General features: G+C 47.8%; 12 protein-coding genes and 1 tRNA gene. 6 read left to right on the forward strand and 7 right to left on the reverse strand.

Features of this window, described 5'->3' with window-relative positions; translation table 11 throughout:
• Nucleotides 1–10 precede the first annotated feature (10 nt).
• Nucleotides 11–1,612, reverse strand: a complete 1,602-nt coding sequence (locus H8S18_RS00575; protein ID WP_186856377.1) for an ABC-F family ATP-binding cassette domain-containing protein — start codon at nt 1,610–1,612, stop codon at nt 11–13.
• A 90-nt stretch (nt 1,613–1,702) separates the two neighbouring features.
• On the opposite strand from H8S18_RS00575, the gene H8S18_RS00580 reads away from it, so the two are divergent.
• From H8S18_RS00580 to H8S18_RS00590, 3 genes are all read left to right on the forward strand, one after another.
• Nucleotides 1,703–2,752, forward strand: a complete 1,050-nt coding sequence (locus tag H8S18_RS00580) for an FkbM family methyltransferase (RefSeq protein ID WP_186856378.1) — start codon at nt 1,703–1,705, stop codon at nt 2,750–2,752.
• A 1,067-nt stretch (nt 2,753–3,819) separates the two neighbouring features.
• Entirely contained in the window at nt 3,820–5,877 is a 2,058-nt protein-coding gene (locus H8S18_RS00585; RefSeq protein WP_186856379.1) for an RNA polymerase sigma factor, read from the forward strand.
• Nucleotides 5,878–6,084: 207 nt separating this feature from the next.
• The gene (locus H8S18_RS00590) at nt 6,085–8,184 is read left to right on the forward strand and encodes a hypothetical protein (protein ID WP_186856380.1); all 2,100 of its coding nucleotides are present in this window, start codon (nt 6,085–6,087) and stop codon (nt 8,182–8,184) included.
• 335 nt (nt 8,185–8,519) lie between these two features.
• Here H8S18_RS00590 and H8S18_RS00595 read toward each other — a convergent pair whose 3' ends face one another.
• From H8S18_RS00595 to H8S18_RS00610, 4 genes are all read right to left on the reverse strand, one after another.
• Entirely contained in the window at nt 8,520–9,686 is a 1,167-nt protein-coding gene (locus H8S18_RS00595) for an ABC transporter permease (protein WP_186856381.1), read from the reverse strand.
• Nucleotides 9,683–10,357, reverse strand: a complete 675-nt coding sequence (locus tag H8S18_RS00600; RefSeq protein ID WP_186856382.1) for an ABC transporter ATP-binding protein — start codon at nt 10,355–10,357, stop codon at nt 9,683–9,685. The genes H8S18_RS00595 and H8S18_RS00600 overlap by 4 nt, the downstream gene beginning before the upstream one ends.
• A 15-nt stretch (nt 10,358–10,372) precedes the next feature.
• Nucleotides 10,373–12,646, reverse strand: coding sequence for an efflux RND transporter periplasmic adaptor subunit (locus H8S18_RS00605; RefSeq protein ID WP_186856383.1), 2,274 nt, complete (start codon nt 12,644–12,646; stop codon nt 10,373–10,375).
• Nucleotides 12,647–13,077: 431 nt separating this feature from the next.
• Nucleotides 13,078–13,164: transfer RNA gene (locus H8S18_RS00610), tRNA-Leu, on the reverse strand.
• 105 nt (nt 13,165–13,269) lie between these two features.
• Here H8S18_RS00610 and H8S18_RS00615 point away from each other — a divergent pair.
• The 3 genes from H8S18_RS00615 to H8S18_RS00625 all read left to right on the forward strand — a co-directional run bounded on the left by H8S18_RS00615 (nt 13,270) and on the right by H8S18_RS00625 (nt 16,274).
• On the forward strand, nt 13,270–14,667 hold the full coding sequence (locus H8S18_RS00615; RefSeq protein WP_186856384.1) for a glycoside hydrolase family 3 protein: 1,398 nt from the start codon (nt 13,270–13,272) through the stop codon (nt 14,665–14,667).
• A gap of 123 nt (nt 14,668–14,790) precedes the next feature.
• The gene (locus H8S18_RS00620) at nt 14,791–15,351 is read left to right on the forward strand and encodes a hypothetical protein (RefSeq protein ID WP_186856385.1); all 561 of its coding nucleotides are present in this window, start codon (nt 14,791–14,793) and stop codon (nt 15,349–15,351) included.
• A gap of 26 nt (nt 15,352–15,377) precedes the next feature.
• A complete protein-coding gene (locus H8S18_RS00625) occupies nt 15,378–16,274 on the forward strand; it encodes a hypothetical protein (RefSeq protein ID WP_186856386.1) in 897 nt (298 codons plus the stop codon).
• A gap of 48 nt (nt 16,275–16,322) precedes the next feature.
• Here the strand turns inward: H8S18_RS00625 and H8S18_RS00630 are convergent, their stop codons facing one another.
• Both H8S18_RS00630 and H8S18_RS00635 read right to left on the reverse strand, forming a co-directional pair.
• The gene (locus H8S18_RS00630; protein WP_186856387.1) at nt 16,323–17,171 is read right to left on the reverse strand and encodes a class II fructose-bisphosphate aldolase; all 849 of its coding nucleotides are present in this window, start codon (nt 17,169–17,171) and stop codon (nt 16,323–16,325) included.
• A gap of 23 nt (nt 17,172–17,194) precedes the next feature.
• Nucleotides 17,195–18,145, reverse strand: coding sequence for a sugar kinase (locus H8S18_RS00635; protein WP_186856388.1), 951 nt, complete (start codon nt 18,143–18,145; stop codon nt 17,195–17,197).
• Between the last annotated feature and the right edge of the window lie 212 nt (nt 18,146–18,357).

Below are 18,357 nucleotides of genomic sequence, written 5' to 3' on the forward strand. Positions count from 1 at the left end.
GCTCCGTTTTTCAGTAGATATCCCCGCCGCCATATTCCTCAATGAATTCATCGTAGGTTCCGAGCCGATCGATCAGGCCGTCCGAAGTAAAGCGGATGATGCGGTTGGCAATGGTATTGATGAACTCATGGTCGTGTGAGGCAAACAGCACCGCGCCTTTAAAATCCATAAGCCCGTTATTAACCGCAGTAATGGACTCGAGATCGAGATGGTTGGTCGGCTGGTCCAGTACAAGGATATTCGAGCCGAACATCATCATGCGCGAAAGCATGCAGCGTACACGTTCGCCGCCCGAAAGCACGTCTACCTTCTTGAAAACGTCTTCGCCCGAAAAGAGCATGCGGCCGCAGAACCCGCGCAGGTAAGTCTCGGTAGTGTCTTTGGAATACTGGCGCAGCCAGTCGAGGATCGTAAGGTCGCACCCATCGAAAAATGCAGAATTATCTTTGGGAAAATAGGACTGTGACGTAGTACCGCCCCATTTGAAGGAACCTTCGTCGGGTTCCAGTTCACCCATCAGAATCTGGAAAAGCGTAGTTGCGGCAATCTCCGTGTCACCAAGGAATGCGATCTTATCCCCACGGTTCATACGAAAAGAAATATTATTTAAGACCTTTTCTCCGTCAACCGTTTTAGAAAGGTTTTCCACAGCCAGGACTTCCTTGCCGATCTCACGGTCAGGCGTAAAGCCTACGAACGGATAGCGGCGGGAAGAAGCGGGCATTTCCTCAAACTCCAGCTTTTCAAGCAGTTTTTTGCGCGAGGTCGCCTGCCGTGATTTTGACTTATTGGCGGAGAAACGCTGGATAAAGCTTTGCAGTTCCTTAGCCTTTTCTTCGCTTTTTTTATTTTGCTCACGCAACATTTTCTGGATGAGCTGGCTGGATTCATACCAGAACTCGTAGTTGCCCACATACAGCTTGATTTTTCCATAGTCAATATCCACCATATGCGTACATACCGTATTGAGAAAATGGCGGTCATGCGATACGATGATGAGCGTCCCTTCGTAATCGAGCAGGAAATCTTCGAGCCAGTGCACGCTCGCCACATCCAGATGGTTAGTCGGTTCGTCAAGCAGGATGATATCCGGTTTCCCGAATAAAGCCTGCGCGAGCAGCACCTTGATTTTCTCATTATCAGGCAGGGAAGATATTGTTTGGTAGAGAATATCTTCGGAAAGGCCGAGGCCCTGAACCAGCTTGGAAGCGTTCGATTCCGCTTCCCATCCGTCAAGCTCTGCGAATTCTGCCTCGAGCTCGCCCGCACGGATACCGTCTTCCTCGGAAAAATCAGGCTTGGCATAAAGTTCATCTTTTTCTTTTGTGATTTCTGCAAGGCGCGGATTCCCCATGACGATGGTATCGACTACCGTAAAATCATTATATGCGAAATGATCCTGCTTTAGAACGGACATACGCGCGCCTTCCTGGATATGCACATCGCCCGTCGTGGAGTCAAGGTCGCCGGACAGGATGCGCAGGAAAGTAGACTTGCCTGCGCCGTTCGCCCCAATGATCCCATAACAGTTTCCGGGAGTAAACTTGAGGTTCACGCCTGAAAACAGGTTTGTTCCGCTAAAATTTAAGCTTAAATTTGTGACCGTTATCATTATTAGCTCCTTTTTGCCCAAGTTTTTCCATTATACCACAAAACCGGGGAATATGGTAAAATAGACATATTAATTTAACAGAAGGTAGTTATGGAGTTCAATGAAAATGTTTCCCTGTGGCAGCGGCTGCGGCAGGCGCGCAAACCGGTCGTACTCTATGGAATGGGAAACGGAGCAGATAAAATTTTAGACGAACTTGCGCGGCACGGTATTGCAGCGGCAGGTGTTTTTGCAAGCGATGAGTTTTGCCGGGGGCAGATGTTCCGCGGCTTCCGGGTAACAAATTACACGCAGGCGAAGGAACATTTTGGGGAAATGATCGTGCTCGTAGCTTTTGGAACGCAGCTTCCGGAGGTATTGGGCCGGGTTAAACAAATTGCACGGGAACAGGAACTCTACATACCGGATGTCCCCGTCTATGGAGAAGGTATATTTGATACGGATTATTTGAGGCTGTACGAGACGGAGCTTCGCCAGGCGTATGGTTTGCTGGCGGACGATCTTTCCCGTGAAACCTTCCGGGATATGGTTGAATATAAGCTGAGCGGAAAGCCGGAATACCTGTACCATTGCGAAAGCAGGCCTGCGGAAGTATGTGAAAATATCCTGAAACTTGGAAATAACGAATGCTATGTTGACGTCGGGGCCTATACGGGAGACACCATACGCGATTTTGTTGAAACAACGGATGGATATGGGGAAATTTTTGCGATTGAACCGGATGAACGTAATTTTGTGAAACTCAAAAGTGCCGTGGAAAGCATGGAACATGTTACCTGCTGGAACGTGGCAGCCTGTGAAAAAGACGGAATGATACCGTTTGCCCAGCGTGGCGGACGTAATTCTGCGGCCTCCGAACAGGAGAGGATGGTTCCGGCAAGCTGTCTGGATAACCTACTTGCCGGCAAGCGTGTCACCTATATCAAATACGACGTAGAGGGGGAAGAGGAATCAGCGCTGAAAGGCACGAAGCACATTATAAAGGAACAAAGACCAAAGCTGCTTGTATCCGCCTACCACCGGACCGAAGATTTGTTTCGTCTCCCGCTGCTGGTAATTGGGATGCAGCCGGATTACCGGGTTTATCTTAGGCATTTTCCGTGTATTCCCGCATGGGATACCAATTACTATTTTGTCTGATCGATTAGAGAGCAACGGATAGGAGCGTACTGTATCATCAGATACAACATACTTTTTAAATATTAATATTGCTATTTGCTGCAGCTCTTCGTTCGTATCAAATCCCAACTACAAATATGAGTAGTTCTCCGGCCCTGCCATTGAAGTGCGAGTTCTTTCGGTATCGACTCTTTTGTATTTTCAGTGTCGATCAGAAACAATATCTTTTTGCAGAACAATCCTTGCCTATCTGACATAGATGTCAGGATCAAGTGAAGTGCAAAAGATCGTGCAATATATGCTCCCGGATCGTCTTCAAGAAGTCGAAAGAGACAGATATCTGCTTATAAAACAAGGATAAGAGAGACGAACGGACTTCAGTAATATAAAAACTTTTGACTTCACATTCATTGGTGAAGCGATTAATTTATCATGGGGCGGAAGATACTGTATTGCATGATTATTCAAAAAATGCGGCAGTAAATCCTGCGGTAGGAGAAGGGTTGCAAGCTTCTGCCTCTACAATGACATCTTACGATCAAAGCGCAAGGCCAGGCAAAGATACCACGAGCAAAGATCAAGGGATAGGCAGCGAGGGCTGGGATACACTTGCCGCAGGATTTATCTGTTGAAAAGAATATACAGACTGATATAATAAAAAAATGTCGCCGCTATTATGATGCCTTCCGGATTACTAGGCTGGGAGGGAGTGCAGGCCTGGGCATGAAAGAAGAGAGCGAACTGCAGTCGCGAAACGGCCTGTGGCGAAACAGTCCGCCGCGAGAGCTGGATGAAAAATGCTTTTGTGGCAGCGGCAAAATTTGGAAACGGAAAGCATTATTGGGATTCAAATATTAGGCCGTTCATATAAGTGAAAGAAAAAGACAGAAGAAATTTCTCACGAATAAAACTTTTTTTGCATGAAGTTTGTCTCAGTTATAGAAGAGAGGTGAGCAGACTGAAAAAAAACAGTTTTATTCGATGGATTGTCTGTTTGATCAGGCGGGACATGAAGGATTTCCGGGAAGATAAGGAAGAGAAGCAAAAAATATATCATTTTGTCAGAAAGAGGTTAAAGAGATAAGAAGATGAACTATGAGAAAGCAGTTGCGCTCGCAAAAGCGGGAAGAGAAGAAGGATTTCGTTTTTTATATGAAGCGACCTACCGGAGTAAATATTATCTGGCGCTTCAATATATGAAAAATGAAGAAGTGGCAAAAGACGTGCTTCAGGACGCGTACATCAGGGCGTTTTCCAAGCTGGATCAGCTCAAAGAGCCGGATGCGTTTGCGGGGTGGCTTGGCAGGATCGTCGCCAATACGGCCAAAAACAAGCTGATAAAGAACGAGCCGGTATTGTTTTCGGATGTTGCTGTGGATGAGGATATGGAAGGATTTGAATATCGAATCGAAGATGAGGAGATCGAAAACCAACCGGAGCCTGCTTATACGAAACAGGAGCTTAGAGAGCTTGTACGCGAACTGATCGATTCACTCTCCGAAGAGCAACGGATGTGTATTTTGCTCTTTTATATTGAGGGAGCATCTATCCGGGAGATTGCTTCTACACTGGGGTGTTCGGAAAATACAGTAAAATCCCGCCTGAATTACGGCAGGAAAAACTTAAAAGTAAAAGCGGAAGAATTGAAAAAGAAAGGTTACAAGCTATATGGAATGGCGCCGCTGCCACTGCTGCTCTACCTTTTGCGGGCACAGGAAGCTGGACTGTCTGAAAGCAGTGCATTTACGGAAGCAGGCAAGAATATTGCGGAAGCGGTGTTCCAGGATTCGGCGCTGCAAAAAGGTGCGCCCTCTTCCGGCGTACGGTATGCTGCTGAAAATGGAGTGAAAACGGCTGCAAAAACCGTGGCCAAAAGCGGGTTCCTGCATACAGTGGCCGGAAAAACCGTTGCGGTCATTGCCTGCATATGTATTGCGGGCGGCGCGGTTTACGGGATCTCAAACGCATTGCAAAAACCGGTTGAACCGGAAATCACTGTACAGCAGGAAGAAGCGGCGCCAGCGCAAACACCGGAAGCAACCGCAACGCCTGCCGTGAAGGAGCTCGCAGAAGCGGATTATCCGGAACTGCTCGCAGGGCAGCTCACCCGGGAAGAACTCGAATTTGTCCTTGCCTATGGGCCGGAGGAAATACCGGAGCAGGGATTCGGGCTGACCGATTACACGTTTATCCTGAACACGCTGTGTCAGGGTTCCGACCTGGAGAGCGGAATTATAAAGAATTACGGCGCAAATGAACAATGGGAGTCACAGTATTCCGCAGAGGATATCAACCGCCTGTTTTCTGTGTTTACCGATTACCGATTTGAAGAAGGTATGGAGCATGCAGAAATGATCCGTATCAGTGGGGACGCGGTCATATTTTTCCCGGCAACACTCAGCTATACGGCGGAGGCCGGCGTCACGAAAACGGAATATACGGACGGGAAGATTCATATTTACTATACCTACGAACATAACAGCTATGAGAATGGAATCAGCACATCTTACAAAAAGGCTGTACTGGAGCAAGGGGAAGACGGTACATACCGGATCGTCAGGATTGAAGAAATTTTTGCAGGGACGGGCCAGGAGGGCGAGGGCGGTACACCTGCGGCAGGAGAACAGCCTGAAAGTGGCGCGGTAGATGGGAATGCCGGCAATAACGGCGCAATGGATCCAACTGCGGATAGTGCTGCTGTGAAAGAATTTTATACGGATGTACTGGACGGCCCGGAGAGCGGAAGCAGCTATTACTTCATATGCGATATGAATGGAGATGGAATCCAGGAATTGCTCGTGAGTACGGAAGTGGCGGAAGGGCCGTTCCTTTATAACAAGTTCCATGTATATACCTGCGAAAAGGAGGGCGAAAGCTACGCGCTGAAGCCAGTCAGTGGAGAAATCACCGCATTAGGGCTTTGCATTGCGGGGGACGGAAATGGGTTATTTACCCAGGAGCTTTCGCGGGGAACGGGAGAGATGCGTATATATCGGATCACCATACAGGATGGGACGCTCGTAAAGGGCAGTGCGGAGCAAAGCTTTACGATGGGCGATGCAGACAATCAAGCTTTCATAGCAGCCAATCCATCGGTCGAATGGATGGAGCTTTCTGACCGTTCGGCGTTCACTATATTTGGTTGAGTCAGGATGAACATTCCCGTTTTCAGGATGAAGTATGCAAGCAGTACGACAAAACAGCGGATAGATATCTGCTGTTTTTATTTATATTTAAAATTTTTTCGGATGGATAAAACTTTTTTGGCTTTTCGCTTGTCTTATTTATGAAAAGTTAAACCAACTGTAAAAGTAGTTTGGGAAAACAATCATAATCATGGAGGAAGAATTGAAATGAAAAAGAGGATCCTATGTATTTTTATGGCGGTCATAGCAGCATTATTCAGTTTGAACGCCTGCGCTGCGGTGGGAGAGCCGACTGAAGAAGGAACGCGGCCTTATGAGGAGGGAAACGGGAAGACCTCTGAAGAAACTGCTGTCAACACCGATTCAGGATATACAGGCGAAGGCTTGCCCGATTATCTTTCCGGACAGCAAAAGGCGGAGATCACAGCGCTGTATAATGAGGCTTATGAAGACGAGGCAAAAGGGATAGACTCCTATATCAGCGATTATATCCTGCTCCGCACGGGACGGTCGGAGGAAAGCTACGATCCTTATGCGGAAATATTGGAAAGTCTTGTCGGCACGACGGAATCCCTGTATCAGGCTGTCAATGAATTTGATCCGGGTATCAAACATGAACTAACGGCGCTTACGGAGCAAAAATACGGATATATCGCGGGCAAAGGAGTGCAATATCTGCTCAGCAATTCCGAACTCGGGCAGTCGCTTCGTGAGGTGGGCGAGATCACGGTGCTTGCGCTCACGGATATCATGCTGAACTGGACGGCCGACGATTCACCGCAGGTGACAAAATATGCGCTTATGCCATGCTCGGTCAATGGGAATTACGTCCTCATGCGTACCTATGGCAGTCTGGCGGAAATGGTGAACGAGGCGGCAATGCCCTATTCATTGGCCGAAAATGCAGTGGAAGAACGTTACGATGCCTTGAATGAGGCGCTTCTCCCGACCGCGTCGGAGGACTTTGACCTGCAGATGAATGCCGATCCGGATGACCCGGAGGAGGTAGAGGCCGTCTTCGAAATGCTGCGGAGAACGGAACCGGTCTGTGCCCGACTGTCTGTACTCGACGCAAAACGGGAAGCCCTGCAAAAAGACGAACGGAATGTGATAGACGGGTTCCTTTCCGGAAAAGGGATCACAGACTATAGCATGGAGGAAGAGGACAGCAATTATTATCAAACGCTTCCCAGCATGCAGCAATGTATCTACTATATCATGGACAGCGAGGGCAATATTTATTGGAGCTTTACGGCTGAAAAAGAGCTGAACGCGACGATTGGCGAAGATGGAACCTGCGCGATGTGGCACAGCGATTTTGAACCGGCGGATGAAAACCATATTATCGTGGATAAAAATGGGAACGTTCTTTACCGCAACGAGATTATAACGGACACAAGAGGAGAGATCGAAGCGGGCTCGGTCATTTATTATAACATTTCGCCGAGCGGCAATGTTCTCCGCCAGACTTTCCGGTCGGACTTTGAGCACGGTGATTACAGCACGGTAGAGCTTGTTACTCCGGAGGGCAAGACGATCCCTGTCAAAGATGAGTTGGACTATTTTGAAGTTGTTGGTGTGCAGGAAGGCTATGACCGCGCAACGGAGTTCTTAGACCTGACGGATTATGATTTCACAGGCGGCGTATCCGCATACAGCGATACGGTCTGCATCGCATATAACATCTATAGTGACGGACAGGTGGTGCTTGATATGAAGACGGGCAAGCAAACGCCTGCGCGTGAAATAAAGGACAAAGAAATGGAAACGGTTGCGGAAGTACAGGAGAAATACGGATTCGATTTCACCCTTGTGGGCGACCAATATATCCTCAATATGGCAGATTATGTCCTGTACGACAGGGCGGGAAACATGGCAGCAGATTTTCAGGATGGTGAAGGACCGAAAGATTCCTATCCCTATTATGAAGACGGAGCTTATTGGGTGGTCACGAACACGGGATATTTCTATGTCACAAACGAAACTTTTGAAAAAATTCTTGAGCCTGTAAAATTGTGCGAAGATGCAGAGACTAAGTTCTATCCGGGTTATGGGCTGTGTGTCTTTGATCCGAATGAAAAAACGATGACGCTTTACAATAAAAATGGAGGGAAGGAGATCACGCTCTACAAAGATACTGCAAGCGAAAACTGGGGGACGGGCAGCGACGGTTGGGACGAACTCTCCACAGGATTCATCTGCGGCAATGAACGCACGGGCTGGTATAACATGAAAAAGGATACCGCGGACATCATGCTCATTCCGGACTACAACGGTGAGATCACCGACATGAGCGTGGAGGCATAAATTAAATTTTATTGATGAAGCGGGTCTGAAAATAACAGATGAACATAGAGGATTCGCGTAACGGTATAATTTCGGTATAGAACAAAAATACTGAAATTATACCGTTATTGATATAGCTTAAGCGTAAAAATTCCCCCGGCACCGCCGGGGGAGGGAGTATCTTTTGCTATAAGAATACTATTGATGAAAAAGCAATATTGCTTTTTGAACGGCGGCAATACAGGGACGCAGGCAGAATACCCTTTGGCTGATACTCTTTATGGGGCCTGTCTAAGCTGCTGGTTCTGCTGGCGGCCTTGGCTTCCGGGCTGGAGCCTTAATGGGGCCTTGCGGCGCTATTCAGTCCGCAGCGCTTGAATCGGCGGCATTTTTGCAGCCTTGTTGGCCGGATTGATGCCGAAGATCACGCCGATTGCCATAGAGAAGAAAACGGCAAGCAGGGCGACGCCTGCAGACATGGTGTAGGTCATATCCATCACGAGGGAGAGTATGGCGAGCAGTACCCATGAAAGGCCAAGGCCTATGAGACCCCCAAGCGTGCTTACGACCAGCGCCTCGATCAGGAACTGAAGCAGGATGCGTTTGCGTCCCGCGCCAATAGCCTTGCGGATACCGATTTCCCGTGTGCGTTCTGCCACGGATACCAACATGATATTCATGATGCCGATCCCGCCGACAAGCAGGGAAATCCCCGCGATCCCGCCAAACATCATAGCCATAGTGTTGGTGATAGAATCCATGGATTCGAGAATGGTAGACTGGTTCATCACGGAAAACGCATCTTCATCTTTGAAGCGCGACATGAGATCATTTGTGAGATCGTTTTCCGCTGCGTCCACCAGTTCGCTCGATTCTGCGGCAACCGTAAAGGAGGTCACGCCAGAAATATAGAACATTCGCTGTGCCGTGGTATAAGGGATGATGATGTTGCTGTTTTCGCTGCCCATCAGGGATTCTCCGGCATCGGCAAGCACACCCACCACGAGAAAGCTGCGCCCATCTACGGAAATGGTTTCGCCGACAATATCGGTTCGTCCAAAGAGGTCGTCTGCCACATCGGTTCCCACCACGGCAACTGCAGAATTGTTGGTTACATCCGGGGACTTGATGAAGCGGCCGGATTGGAGAGACAGGTTATTGATATCCGCATAAGCCGCCGTAGTTCCAACGACAGACGCGGTGGTGCTGGTATCGCCTGATTTAAGTGTGGCGCTCTGCGTCGTGGTAGGGGCAGCGGAACCTATGCTTTCATATTCATCGGAAAGGCCTGTTACGTCGTTTACAGAAAGAGGCTGGTAGCGCGAGCTTGTAACGGTGACAGAAAGCGTCTCCGCGCCGAGGCTTTCCAGTTCGCCCGTGACGGAATCCGTGGCGCTGGAAACGATGGATACCAATACCACCACAGCCATAATGCCAATGATGATTCCCAGCATTGTCAGAAAAGAGCGCATTTTATTTGCTACAATCGAGGCAAACGCCATGCGGAATGATTGTAAGATCATGATGCAGTATCCTCCGTTACCTGTCCGTCGAGAATGCGCAGGCGGCGTTCAGCTTTCTGTGCGATTCCGTCATCGTGGGTGATGAGCACAATGGTATTTCCATTCGCATGGAGTTCTTTGAACAATTCTAATATCTCCACGCCCGTCTTATGATCGAGATTCCCGGTCGGCTCATCCGCGAGGATAAGCGATGGGGAGGTCACGATGGCCCGCGCAATGGCGACACGTTGTTGTTGCCCGCCTGAGAGCTCAGACGGCCTATGGTCCATACGTTCGGAAAGCCCCATGCGGATTAAAGCGTTTTCGGCGCGTTCCCGGCATTCCTTTCGCGAAATTCCTTGATAAATCAAGGGAAGTTCCACATTTTCAAGCGCCGTGTTTTTTGGAAGAAGGTTAAAATTCTGGAACACAAAACCAATTTTGAAGTTACGTATCCGCGTTAATTCATCTTCCGTATAATCCTCGATGGCTTGTCCGTCAAGGAGGTACTTACCGTCGTCTGCCGTATCAAGGCAGCCGATGATGTTCATCAGGGTGGATTTTCCACTGCCTGACGGACCGATAATTGCTACAAATTCCCCGTCGTTGATGGTAAGCGTTGCGCGATTGAGTGCATAGAGTTCCTCATTTCCAATGGTATATATTTTTGAAACGTTCTTCATCTGGATCATGAAAGCCTCCTTTCCTCAGCCCATGGGGCCGCCGCCCATGTTGCCGCCATTAGGAGGCGTACCGCCGCCCATGTTGCCGCCATTAGGAGGTGTACCGCCGCCCATGCCCTGCATCATTGTCTGTTCAGAATCGCCGGCAGAGGTGCTCTCTATATAAGCGACTTGCTCTCCTTCGGAAAGCCCGGATATGATTTCAACGTTGGTGCCGTCGGAGAGACCTGTTTCCACAATACGCCGTTCGCCCAGCCCTTCATCACTGTCGCCGACGATATATACGAACTGTTCGTTGCCCATTTCCTGCAATGCATCAAGGGGAATCAACAGGACATCCGTGCTGGTAGCGATAGAAATTGTTGCAGTTGCATTCATACCTGTAAGAGCGCCCGAACCGGAAATATCATCCAGTGTAATCGTGACTGGATAGGTGGTCACGCCAGACTGCACGGTTCCAGAATTTGAAATCTTGGTAACTGTTCCATGAAAGGAATCGTCGGGAAGCGCATCCAACACAATTGTCGCTTCCTGTCCAATATCGATCGTAAGGATATCGAGTTCATCTACGTTTACGGTAAGGGAATTGGCCTCGCCGGTCTGAATGGTAAACGCAGTCTGTAAAAGTGAATCTTCACTGTCTGACGAAGAGGAACCGCTTGACGATGCGGTGGATGCCGCCGCCGAACCGGAAGCGTTCGAAGCGCTGTAAGAAGTACTGCCGGACGAGCCTGACGGCATACCCCCGCTTGCCGCCGCACTATTATCGCCTTGTGCGTTGCTTTCTGCAGATGCAGCCTGCTGATCCTGCTGTGTATCCTGCGCCGTTGCCTCGAATACAGCGCGGAAAGCAAGGACATTTCCAGATGTTTCCGGGCTGACAGTAATATTTTCAATTTTTGCCCCTGCGACATTTACGGTAGCATCCGATGAAAAATGATATCCGGGAGCAGCCGTAAGCGTTATATTGGCTGCATACACCGTGCCTGCTTCGAATTTCAAATCCGCAGGTTCCCAGGAGATCGTTCCGGTATATCCATTGCCCGGCATAATCGTGCTTTGCGGCGTATTGCCGATGGCCGGGTTGTTGACAAAAATTTCCGTAACGCCGGTAAGTTCGGTGACGGCATCAGACTCTGTCAGAAGCGTGATGTTTTCTGAATCTCCGGAAGAAGCGGAAAGCAACTGCACAAAATCATCCGTGTTGCCAGACAGGGATGAGACTCCCCTTGCGGCAGATGAGGAAGACTGCGCGTCCGAGCCGGTAGAAGTAGAAGCGGACGAGTCACCCGCGGCAGTTATGGAAACCTCGCTGATTGTACCCCCGCTTTCTGCCGTAATGGAGTTTGTCTCTGCATATTTGAGCAATATCCGCAGGATCTCTTCGTATTCCGTACGTTCTGTCAGAAGGGTTTCATACTCCCGGGATACCGCCGCTTCAGTCAGTGTGAACAGGGTATCGCCGCTGCTGATACTTTCATTTAAGGAAACATCCACACTCTCTATGGTACCAGTGCCTCCGAGGATTGCAATGGGTGCGTTGATCTCAAGCGTTCCTGTACCCAGTTCCGTACCGTCTAAAGATATGATGACGTCGTCGCCGCAGGTTGGGCCGTTATCAGTCAAAGTAACGGTACAAGATTTTGCGGAAAGGGTGCTTACGGTTCCCGTTTCTGTGTCGCCGTCAGACAAGGTAACATCCACTTCGGAACCGATACCTAAGCCATCCGTAGAAGAAGGCGTAAATGTTACCTTCATTTTTCCGTCGATGGAAACCACGGCCAGTGAGCCATTTTCATCAATTATGTTGGATGTGCTGTCACCTTCTCCGGCAAAAATTTGCTTGACACGGCCGCTGACAGCGGAAGTGATGGTATTGGATTCCGTATCGTCTTTTACTTCGTCAATTTTGGAATCTAGGGATGAGAGCTCTTCCTCGGCATTCGCAATTGCGCTTTGAAGTGAAGCGGCATTCAAGGTGGCGAGCGTGTCGCCTGCGGCCACGGTATCTCCGGCGTCTACCAAAACGGTATCCACCGTTACATCGGACGGAAGTTTGATCTGAAGCGTGTCGCCCGCGGCAAGATTGCCCGAACCGACCACCGTGGTTTCGATTGTTCCTTTTTCTACAGATGCCGTGCGCGTTATGCCTGCCTCTGACTGCATATTTGCACGAAAAAGAAATTGCGGTAATAAGAAAACTGCCAGCAAGACGCCGGCAGCAACAACAGCTGCCACAATAATCCATTTCTTCTTTGTCATTTTCTTTTTTGCGCTTTTCGTTCCTTTTGTACCCATGAAAGCCTCCTGGATTTTTTCATTATTGCGATAACTTCAGTATGAAAGAAGAATGTGAAGATGATATGAACCTCAAGTGACGCGGGGCTAAAAGTTAAGATGGGCAATATCAAGAAAAACAAATGGTGGAAAACAGGCAATAGCAAAGGCAAAAAGGTAGCAGGTGTCACCATGCACGACAGGGTATAGGCGTTTTAATTGTAAATGCAGTGCAAAAGCCGTATCCTTTGGCATTGATGGCAACGGCCGATACCTCCTTCATCGGCGCGCGCCTGGCTTGACTTCTGCAACGGAGGGAGAGAACAGCGAGAAGGGGACGTTCCCACCGGTTGGTAAAGACGGCTTATATTTTTTAGAAAAGATAAATCAGTCAAACGGCAAAGACAAGCTGTTACGCAGAAAAATAAAAAGCCCAACAAGGGCTTTTTGAATGGTGCCGAAGGTGGGAATCGAACCCACACGGTATTGCTACCACAGGATTTTGAGTCCAGCGCGTCTGCCAGTTCCACCACTTCGGCATAAAAAGTTGACTCAAAAATAATAGCATACTGTAATTTAAAAGTCAATCAAAAACGCAATTTGTGATATACTAAAACTGCAAGCGATGGATGGGGGAAAATAAGATGAAAATAAAAACCATAGCAATATTGTTGTGTGGCCTTCTGTTTTTGGCGGGATGCGCGGCAAAGGGAACAAAGCAAGCATCCGCAGTGGTGCCAACCGTGGTGTCCGCGTCAGAAGATAGCCAAAGCAAACCTTCGCCTTCCGCGCAGCAGGAAGTGAAGTGTGCTTCAGGGATGGTTCGAAGCGTGGATGGAAATGAACTTTTATTGGAGAATGAAGATGGAATCCAGCAGCCTTATTTGCTGGTGTTGAAGGATTCGGAGTTACCCACAGTACGTATGATGGAACCGGGAGCCGTCGTCGAGATAGCCTATACGGAGGAGGGGGAAGTCCGCCTCGTACGAGAGGTAACGGTTAAGCAAAATGCACCCAATCCACCTTTTAACCTGTATGAAAGACGTGCGGAAGAAATTTTGCAGGGAATGACGGCAGAGGAAAAAGTCGGACAAATGTTTTTTGCGCGTTGTCCGGAGGAAAATGCGCAAGAAATCACCGAAACATACCAACCTGCAGGATATGTTTTATTTGACAGGGATTTTAAAGGAAAAACGAGGGATGAAGTAAAAGAAAATATCGCCGGATATCAGGACGTATCGAAAATTGCGATGCTGATCGGCGTTGATGAGGAAGGTGGAACGGTAAAGCGCGTCAGTAAATACGAAGTATTGTGCAGCGAACCGTTTTTATCTCCTCAGGAGCTTTACAATGAGGGCGGGATGGAACTTGTCATAGATGACACGGCTAAAAAGGCCGGCGTTCTAAAGGGACTTGGCATCAATGTAAATCTTGCCCCCGTGTGTGACGTATCGACAAATCCCGATGATTTTATCTATAAACGGGCATTTGGGCAGAATGCCGGAATGACCGCAGACTATGTTGCGGAAGTAGTAAGGCAGATGAATGAGAGTGGAATCGGCTGTACGCTTAAACATTTTCCCGGATATGGTTCCAATGCGGATACGCATACGGGTATCGCATATGATGCACGGGAATATGAAACGTTTCTAAACAACGATTTTTTGCCTTTCACAGCAGGAATTGAAGAAGGGGCGGGTAGTATACTTGTGTGCCATAATATCGTGGAATGCATGGACAGCGCATATCCGGCTTCATTATCGGTCAAAGTGCATGAGATACTGCGCTCCGACCTTGGCTTTTCCGGAGTAATCATGACGGACGATCTTTATATGGATGCGATCCGGAATGAATATGGTATTGGTGAAGCAGCTGTCCTCGCGGTACAAGCGGGCAATGATCTTGTTTTAAGTTCTCAGTTTGAAGAGCAATATCAGGCAGTGCTGGATGCATTGCGCGATGGAACTCTCACCGAAGAACGAATCGATGAATCCGTAAAGCGCGTCCTGTGCTGGAAATTATCTCTCGGAATTATAAAATAAACACGCGTTTCGCAATAAAAAAGCGAGCTTTTTTCGGCGGACTTTATTTTTTAATATTTCACCCCGGAAGTCTGGTTTATATTAATGAAAAGGGTGAATTTAAAAAGAGGGAACAAGAAAGATATGACAAAACAACCGGTAACACCACTTGCTTATTTGATGGATATGCTGTACATCCAGGGAACGCAGCTTGCAAAAGCCGTCCACGTGGATCGAACGATTATTAGCAGGTGGAAGAATGGACGCGCAGAACTCAACATGAAATCGCAGTATTTCAGTGATATTGTGAATGCCGTACTCGATATCAACGAACAGCAGGGCATTAAGACTTTAGAACGTTTTTTTTCGTCAATCAATGACGTGGAAATAAACAATAGGGAAGAATTGTATGAATACGCGGCACGATGGCTTATATCAAAGGATTTTGAAAAGAAATTCCAAGAGCCGGACAATGGAAACAGCCTCTATGATGCTTCTTACAAAATTTACAAGGGGCCTGCGGGAAAACGGGAAGCAATTCTTTATTTGCTGAAGGTGGCAGATTCTCTTCCAGGTGGTGAAGAAATTTGGGGATATGATGCAGATTCCCACATTTTCTATTCCGGATCCCACAATTCTTCAGCTTCGCAGAAGTTGTTTTTAGATACCCAAAGGGACATAAGCTTAAGACAATGTTTTATATGAACCGCCCGGCAAAGCAGATTTATAATATGTCGGAATATTGGCTGCCCATGTTTTTATCGCCTCAGATGGAGGCGTATTACACTTATGATACAGAGGAGCCGTTTTACAGTTATATTTATTCGATCAAGGGAAAGCTCGCGCTTGTAGGAACCACACATAATGACGACGTGGCAAATATGTATACCGCGGTATATGACGACCCCATGACAGTGACACAGTTTGATTCTTATCTTGAAAATCATATAAAAGGCTTTAAACCGCTGATGAAGCAGCTTCGCCATAAAGACCTGTGCGACGACTTCAAAGAGAACGAAATTGCCGAATTCCTAAAAAAAGATATGAACCAATATGTTAATGTTGCGTCTTCTCCGTTTATTTCAATCGGTAAGGAAACGATTGAAAATGTTATTTTTGAGATGGAGCTTACCCCGGCGGAGGAACGTAAAATTATGCGGTTTTATAGGACATGCAATGCAAATTCAAAGAAATTTTTGTCGGAACATCATTTCAGCAGGGTGATTTTCAGTATGGAATATATTCATTCATTGCTCCCGGCGCATAAGACGGAAATGCCGGTCTTTTCTTCGCTGCTGGGACGGAAAGTAGAAATTTCAAGCCAAAATATTGCGCGCGAAATTAAGCTGTTTATTGACGATACAAAATATGATCCTACTGTAGAAGTAGCTTTGCTGCCCTATGGTACGAAACAGTTCCTGCCCGAAATTAATTTATGGGTTAAGGAAAATGCAATCGCTTATTTCTCACAGGCCACTGATACGACAGTTCGTGTTCTGACGGATGAATTTTTATCAGTCAACACCTTTTATTCCATGATCGATCAATATTGGCAGCAGCTTCCCAAACAGTGCAAACAAAAAGAATGGGTTTATGATCAAATTACCCGTGCAGTTACAAGAAAATAAAGAAAAAAGGCAGGAAAGAAAACCTCTTTCCCGCCCTTTTTTCCCTTCTTATGCTTTCCCGTCTGCGCCGCAAACACGGATACGGGTCTTGACTGCTTCAACAACATACTCCCGCCCAACTTTTCCATATTTTTTTGGATCAAATACATCCGGCGTTTCCGTAAGTACGTGTTTTACACCGTTACTGAAGGCGATACGCAGTTCGGTTGCAAAGTTAACTTTACAAATACCTGCTTTTACGCATTCGATAATGTCCTTGTCAAGCAGCCCTGAGGCGCCGTGAAGTACGAGAGGAACGGAAACAACTTTCCTGATTTCACGCAACCGTTCCACATCCAGTACAGGTGTGCCTGAATAGATTCCGTGTGCCGTACCAATTGCAACCGCAAGGGAAGAGATCCCTGTACGTTCCGCAAATTCCTTGGCCTCTGCAGGATCGGTATATCCTCCGCTGCCGCCGTCAAGATCGTCTTCCTTACCGCCGACCTTGCCAAGTTCCGCCTCGACAGGGATGTTTTTCGCACACGCCTGTTCTACGACGTTTTTTGTGAGTGTAATATTATCTTCAAAACTTTCGTGCGAACCGTCAATCATCACAGAGGTATAGCCTGCACCGAGCGCCGCTATGGCAAGATCATAGCTATCTCCGTGGTCGAGATGCATGACCACCGGGACCGACGCTTTTTTGGCAAGCGTTTCGACAATGGCATGATACATTTCCACGCTGGCATAACGGATCGTGGAGGGAGTGGTCTGCAGGATGACGGGAGCATTTAATTCTTCCGCGGCCATTACAATGGCTTGCCCCATTTCCATGTTTTCCACATTAAATGCGCCGACGGCATAACCATTTTTCTGCGCATCCAGTAAAAGTTCTTCTGAAGTTACCAAAGGCATATGTTTTTCCTCGTTTCGTATTGTTATTTTTTGAATTCAGTCATGGCATTTGACTGTACCATTTCCGCAACTGTTTCGGGCGTAATATTTCCTTCCATCGGACCAAAGGCGCAGGTGTTGAGTGCCGCGGCTGCCGAAGCAATTTTTGCGCACTCAAGGAGGGGACGTCCTTCCAACAGGGAACACAGGAAGCCTGCGCCGAAAGAGTCGCCCGCACCCGTAGGATCGACAGGATCAATCCTGTAAACGCCAAGATCAAACGATTCGTCGCGCGAATAAATAGTACAGCCGCGCGAACCGCGCTTTAAGGCGATGATTTCAAGTTTTTTATGGTCGAACATCTTTTCCACGGCAAGGTCAAGATTCTCTTCCTGCGCCACGAGCTGCAATTCTTCTTCACCGGGAAAAAGCACGGAACAATTTTCGATAATCGGCTGCATAATTTCAGTTGCCCCGCGTCCACGAAGCAATTCGGGGCGGATATTCGGATCCAATGAAAGTTTAGCGCCCATTTCAAGACACTGGTCAACCGTTTTCAGGATTTCTTTGGCATATGTAATTTCATTGCTTACTGCGCTGCCCATCAGGTGAAAAAATTCAGGCCTGCCGTCAGGAATCTTCGCGGGGGCCTTGGTTTTTACCACTGGTCCCAGATGATAGATGAATTGGCGTCCACCGTCGCTGAAATTCGTGTTGAACGCGACGGCCGTGGCAAGCTCGTTATCTACCCCGACCAGATCGCAATTGACACCGTGTCCTTCCAGACGGTCAATTATACACCTGCCGAAATCGTCGGGGCCCACCGTGCTGATGATGCCCGCCGTATGCCCCAGACGTGCTACCGTATCGATAAAAATCGCGGGTGCACCGCTTGGATAGGGGCCAAGGAATTCGGCTGGATCATAAAAATTTTGGTCGATTTTCGGCCGCATAATCTCTACAAGCATTTCGCCCATGGTCCATATTTCAGCCATAAAAAAAGTTCCTCCTGTAATTTCATTAACGAAAACAATTTCTCCGAAAGAGAAAGCAGCGGGGAAACCGCTTTCGTTATCTAGTTTAACAATAATGAAAACCGGGTAAAAAGTCAACGGGAAATGAAAATGGATCTATTTGTTAAATTTTTATTAAAGTGAATAGTAAGGGGTCTTTTTATCTTCAAAATGGGGTAGAATAGAAAGGGGCA

Origin of the sequence: Christensenella tenuis (assembly GCF_014287795.1) — a bacterium.
In the GTDB taxonomy this organism is placed as follows: Bacteria; Bacillota; Clostridia; order Christensenellales; family Christensenellaceae; genus Christensenella; species Christensenella tenuis.